The 5119-nt window shown below is 70.7% G+C and carries 5 protein-coding genes; 3 read left to right on the top strand and 2 right to left on the bottom strand.

Translation table 11 applies throughout. The features are described from left to right. Positions 1–85 precede the first annotated feature (85 nt). Positions 86–601: a hypothetical protein gene (locus tag VFE05_16575; GenBank protein ID HET6231691.1), complete on the bottom strand. Its 516-nt coding sequence runs from the start codon at positions 599–601 to the stop codon at positions 86–88. A gap of 402 nt (positions 602–1003) precedes the next feature. On the opposite strand from VFE05_16575, the gene VFE05_16570 reads away from it, so the two are divergent. Then, complete coding sequence (locus VFE05_16570; protein HET6231690.1) at positions 1004–1897, top strand: lytic transglycosylase domain-containing protein; 894 nt, start codon at positions 1004–1006, stop codon at positions 1895–1897. A 293-nt stretch (positions 1898–2190) separates the two neighbouring features. On the opposite strand, the gene VFE05_16565 is transcribed toward VFE05_16570, so the two are convergent. Further along, complete coding sequence (locus VFE05_16565; protein HET6231689.1) at positions 2191–2871, bottom strand: hypothetical protein; 681 nt, start codon at positions 2869–2871, stop codon at positions 2191–2193. Positions 2872–3090: 219 nt separating this feature from the next. Between VFE05_16565 and mqnB the strand changes: the two genes are divergently transcribed. Together mqnB and VFE05_16555 are read left to right on the top strand one after the other, a co-directional pair. Then, complete coding sequence (gene mqnB / locus VFE05_16560; GenBank protein HET6231688.1) at positions 3091–3864, top strand: futalosine hydrolase; 774 nt, start codon at positions 3091–3093, stop codon at positions 3862–3864. After that, the gene (locus tag VFE05_16555; GenBank protein ID HET6231687.1) at positions 3861–4703 is read left to right on the top strand and encodes a 1,4-dihydroxy-6-naphthoate synthase; all 843 of its coding nucleotides are present in this window, start codon (positions 3861–3863) and stop codon (positions 4701–4703) included. The genes mqnB and VFE05_16555 overlap by 4 nt, the downstream gene beginning before the upstream one ends. Positions 4704–5119 lie beyond the last annotated feature (416 nt).

Raw genomic sequence — 5119 nt, 5'->3', positions numbered from 1 at the left:
CTACGCAGAAGAGGAGTTCACCAGTAGATTCGCTCCCTCAATCTACCGCTTCACACCCTGAGGCGCAGCGTTTTTCAACAGACTTCTAGTGGATCTTGATCAGCCCCCGCTCGGCCGCGGCTTCCACGGGGAGGGGGACGTGGTAGTACGGGTCGCCGATGCGGGCGGCGAGGGAGCGGATGCTGTCCGAGAGCAGGTTGTAGCGGCCCACCGACGCGTGGTTGCGCACCAGCACGCTCTTGAGGCGCGCGAACATCGCGTCGCGCTCCGCTAGGTGCTCCTCGTACCGGCGCCGCTGCTGCTCGTACCGCTGGTAGACGGGCGGCGGCAGCATCCCGTTCTGCGCGATGGCGGTATAGCGCTCCAGCGCGTCCACGTCGCCGCGGATCACCGAGTCCGCGGCCTCGATGTGGGTGCGCAGCGTCTCCATCTGCGCGCGGGTGAGCGTGACCTCGGCGCCCGCGTCCACCACCTCGCGGCGCAGGCGCACGATCAGCGCGCGCTCGTCGCGGAAGGCGGCCCAGCGGTACAACCCCGGCACCAGGAGGAAGCAGAGGAGCACCGCCACCACCGCCAGGACCACGCGCGTGCTGTCGCTCACCCTCACGCGCGGGGCGTTCCCGCGCGGGCGGCGCGGCGTGGACGGAGGTGGGACGCTGGCGGCACGGGGCTCCGGACGCGTGTGGAAAGCTGCCCTGCGGGCGGGATGCTGAAGATGCGCCCCGCCCCCGCGCCCCGCAACCGGACCCGCCCGCGGAACCCAGCGGACGCCTCGCATTCCCGGCCCGGCAAGCAAACCCACTGGTGCGAGACAGTGCGCACAATGATGCTAAATGATTGCTATCCAACGTCTTATGCGTTAGATTGAGGATTCGGGCAGGGAGCGCCTCCGAGGCGGAAACATACGTCCACATGGCATGCATCCTGCTACGCCCTGGCGGTTCAGCCGGGCAACCCTGCGGGCCGCGCACGCTGCGGCCGGATGAAGCAAGGAGGGCGATCCATGCAGCCTAGGAAAAGACGCTCGACGCCACCCTGGGAGTGCGCCCGCCAGGCGGCCGCCCCCCAGCACTCCACCGGCCGCGCCGTGCGCCGCTGGCCCGCCGAGGCCGGCGCGCCGTCCGAAGCCCGCATCCCCCCGCGCTACCGCCGCGCGTACGACGGCGGCGAGCGCCGCACCGAAGGGCCGCAGCTGCGCCGCAAGAGCCCCACGGCGTTCCAGCGGCTGCGGCAGAGCCCGGTCCGCCACGGGCTGGTGGGCCTGGCCGTCGCCGGCGCCGCGGTGCCGGTAGCGGTCGCGCGCCACAACACGGCGCTGCGCAACCCGCCCTCGCACGAGAACATCATCGGCTCGCTGGTGCCCACGCCCAAGCTCACCGACCAGACGGTCGCGCAGGCCTGGCAGGGCGAGGAGGCGAAGGTGGCCGACGCGCAGAGCACCGGGCGCGAGGCGACCATCGAGAAGAACCTGCAGCGCTACGCCTCGTACGACGTTCCGCGCGACCTGGCGGAGCAGATCTACGACCTGGCCGTGCAGTCCAACATCAACCCGGACGTGGCGTTCGGGCTGGTGCGGGCCGAGAGCACCTTCAAGAGCAGCGCCACCAGCCACGTGGGCGCCATCGGCCTCACGCAGCTCATGCCCGCCACGGCTAGCTGGCTGCGCCCGGGCACCACCAGGGACGACCTGCGCGACCCGCAGGTGAACCTGAGCGTGGGCTTCAAGTACCTGCGCGAGCTGATCGACAAGTACGACGGCGACACGCACCTGGCGCTCACCGCGTACAACCGCGGCCCCGGCATCGTGGATCGCGTGCTGAAGAAGGGCGGCGACCCGGACAACGGCTACGCGCACCTCGTCCTCAAGGACGTCCCGGCCGACGAGGCCGCGCGCTAGGCACCACACCGCACCACCGACCGAAGCGGGTCCCGGAGACGATCTCCGGGACCCGCTGTCGTTTGTCCCACCCGGCGAAAGCCGTAGATCGGGAGATGCGCGTCGGTAGATGTGCATCCCCGGAACCACGTCGGATGAGTTCGGCCGATCGCTCTCCAATGGTTCTCGGCAGATGCGGCAGGGTCGATCTGATCGATGTGCCTCTGCGATGCATCGGACGACGCGCGGTACGGACACGTCTCGGCCGATGCGCGGCGGGGTGATGCGTGGCGGATGGACGTCGCGCGCTCGAATCAGGGGCCGTTGTGGACGAGGAAGACCCACTGCCAGCGTCCGCCGGTGCGCTGGAAGCCGGCGCGAAGGGCGCCGTAGCCGGGCCGCAGCGCGTACGCTGGCGGCGCGGCCTGCACGCCCATCCCCTGCACCTCCACGACACCGCGGTCCAGCACCGCCACCACGGCGTCCAGACTGCGGAAGCCCTCCGACTGCCAGAAGGCGAGCGCTTCCAGCACCCCGTCCGGCCCGTCCGTGGCATGCACGAACCGCGGCGACAGGACGGGCCGGAGCGCGTCCACGTCGTGCCTGCGCGCCGCCTCGCGGACCGCCAGGACGAACTCGGCCAGGTCGCCGGAGGCAGCCTCCGCGGGCGACTTGGGCTGGTAGACGACGTCGGACTTGTCCACCCGGCCCACGGGCGAGCCGGGGCACGCCCAGCACCGCACCGCGATGGACGCAGAGTCGGAGTCGTACGCGTCCAGCCGCATGGACGCGTACGGGATGGCGACGGAACCGGAGTCGCCGCGCAGCGCCACGCCCGCCGTGCGCGTCCACGCCATCGCGTACCCGAACGCCTGGTGCACCGCGGGTGCCGGTGCAGGCGCGGGAGCAGGCACGGCACGCGGAGCCCCGCACCCGCTCGCGGACGCGAGGACGGCGGAGACGGCGAGGAAGAAAATGCGGTTCTTCGGGCGCATCGGGTCGGGGGCTGCGGGGGTTCGGCGTGATCGAGAGGCAATCTGCCGCGCCCGCCGCGGATCGGACAGGCTCCGGCGTGGGAGAGATGCGGCGCGGCGGGTTTCCCGCGCATCCGGCGCGATGTAGATTCGCGGCTCGCCACGCATCTGCCGAATCTACCGCAACCCAGCGACGCGCTTGAGCTTCCCCGCCCCGCATCTCCCGCCCCCGGCGTGCCTGTGAACACCGCCCCGGCCCGTGAGCCGCTCGCGCTGATCTGCGCGGTGCCGCAGGAGTGCGGCGAGCTGCTCGCGGCGCTGGTGGATGCGGCGGAGGTGGAGATCGGGCGCAAGAGGGCGTGGCGCGGGCGGCTGGACGGCGCGCCGGTCGTGCTCCTGCCCGCGGGGATGGGCAAGACGAATGTCGCGCAGGCCGTGACCGCGCTGCTGGAGCGCGCGACGGTGCGCGGCGTCCTCGGCTTCGGGATCGCGGGGGCGTATCCCGGCTCCGGACTGGAGATCGGGAACGTCGCGCTCGCCTCGTCCGCCATCTACGGAGACGAGGGTGTGCAGGCGCCCGGCGGCTGGATATCTACCGAAGCCATCGGCATCCCGCTGCACCGGCGCGGCGACACCGTCTGCTACAACGAGTTCGCCGCGGACCCGGCGCGGATGGATGCGGCGCGGGCGGCGCTGGAGGCGGCGGGCATCGCGACGCGCGTGGGCCCGTTCGTGACCGTGTCGTGCTGCTCCGGCACCGCCGCGCGCGGCGAGGAGCTGGCGCGGCGCTTCGGCGCGCTGTGCGAGGGGATGGAGGGCGCGGCGCTGGCGCACGTCTGCGCCATCTACGGCGTGCCGTTCCTGGAGCTGCGCGCCGTGAGCAACCACGTGGAGGACCGCGACATGAGCCGCTGGCGCATCCGCGAGGCGGCCGTCGCGGCGCAGAAGGCGGCGCGCGTGGTGGCCGCTGCCTGGAACATCGACACATCTACCGAAGGACCGGAGGATAGATGACCGGCAAGACCGATCTGACCCTGGGCTACTCGCCCTGCCCCAACGACACATTCATCTTCGACGCGCTGGTGCACGGCCGCATCGACGCTGGCGGCATGAAGTTCACGGAGCGCCTGGAAGACGTGGAGACGCTGAACCAGCTCGCGCGCGCGGGCGAGCTGGACGTGACCAAGGTCTCCTACGGCGCCATCCCGTACCTGCTGAACGACTACGTGCTCCTGCGCAGTGGCGGCGCGCTGGGGCGCGGGTGCGGGCCCCTGCTCGTGGCGCGCGAGCCGTTGGAGGCGGGCGACCTCTCGGGAAAGCGCGTCGCCATCCCCGGCCGCTTCACCACGGCGTACCTGCTGCTGCGGCTCTTCGCGCCCGCGCTGGGCGAGCCCGTGGAGCTGGTATACAGCGACATCATGCCCGCCGTGGAGCGCGGCGAGGTTGACGCGGGGCTCATCATCCACGAGTCGCGCTTCACGTATCCGCAGCACGGGCTGGTGAAGGTCGTCGACCTGGGCGAGTGGTGGGAGCGTGAGACGGGGCTGCCCATCCCGCTGGGCGGCATCCTGGCGCGCCGCAGCCTGGGCGAGCCGGCATTGCGTGCGCTGGAAGACGGCGTGCGCCGCTCGGTGGACTTCGCGTTCGCGCACCCGGACGCCTCGCGCGAGTACGTGCGCGCCAACGCACAGGAGATGGAAGAGGCCGTCCAGCAGCAGCACATCGACCTGTACGTCAACCACTTCTCGTCGGACCTGGGCGACGAGGGCGAAGCCGCCATCCGCGAGCTCTTCGCCCGCGGCCGTGCCGCCGGTGCCATCCCCCCCGGTGCCGAGACGTCGATCTTCATCTGACCGCTTCGGCAGATTAAACAGGAAGCCGCCGTTCTCACATGAGAGCGGCGGCCTCTCGTTAGGGGCACCTCACAATTCAGCCGAGAGGAACTCGTCTATGCCCGAAGGGGAGACTATCGCCACGCCGCGCGTGAACCATTGTTCAACTAACCGACCGACGTCGCGTTCGATGGTCGTCGACGCAATCTCGTGACGTAGTCCTGGAGACATGTTATACCGGTACCAGAGCCACTTCGCGGCTTCGACTGGCGCGTCGCTCTCCAGTTCACCCGAAACTAGAAGTCTGTTGAAAATCGGGTGCTCAGAATCCGAGAACTGTGCTCACAGGCGATCTCGGGTCGGTCGTGCGAGTGGGGTTCAGATCGCTCGGATCGGCCGCCGCGAGGCACCTCTGGAGCGTGAGGGGGAGCGTGTAG

The organism is Longimicrobiaceae bacterium (assembly GCA_035696245.1).
Lineage (GTDB): Bacteria > Gemmatimonadota > Gemmatimonadetes > Longimicrobiales > Longimicrobiaceae > DASRQW01.
This window is presented reverse-complemented; position numbering and strand designations above follow the sequence as displayed.